Here is a 449-nt window from a genome sequence, read left to right as displayed (position 1 = left end):
GGGCGTCGACGTGCACCTGAGCGGCTGCCCGCGCTCCTGCGCCGCCGCGCATTGCGCGCCGTTCACGCTGCTTGCCGCGGCGCCCGGCCTCTACGATCTTTACCGGCGCGACGCACAGCCGGGTTTCGGCGAATGCGTCGCGCGCCGACTGACGATCGCACAAGCCGCCGACACCCTCGCGCAACTCGCCGCTCAAAACTACTTCGCGAGCCGCGAGCTTGCGACGGCGTTGTTTCTCGCGCTGCGTATGGACCGGCCGTTGTTCGTCGAAGGCGAGCCGGGCGTCGGCAAGACGGAACTTGCGAAGGCCGCCGCCGGCATGCTCGATACGTCGATGCTGCGGCTGCAATGTTATGAAGGGCTCGACACGGCCAGCGCGCTATACGAATGGGACTATCCGCGTCAGATCATGGCGTTGCGTCTTGCGGAAGCCGCCGGTCAACGGCCCG

General features: G+C 67.7%; 1 protein-coding gene. It reads left to right on the top strand.

What is annotated here, in order from left to right; translation table 11 throughout:
* Positions 1-148 precede the first annotated feature (148 nt).
* The coding region (locus SB771_RS33485; protein ID WP_410721850.1) for an AAA family ATPase at positions 149-449 on the top strand (301 nt) is incomplete at its 3' end.

The organism is Burkholderia sp. SIMBA_051 (genome assembly GCF_046534915.1).
Classification (GTDB): domain Bacteria; phylum Pseudomonadota; class Gammaproteobacteria; order Burkholderiales; family Burkholderiaceae; genus Burkholderia; species Burkholderia ambifaria.
This window is presented reverse-complemented; position numbering and strand designations above follow the sequence as displayed.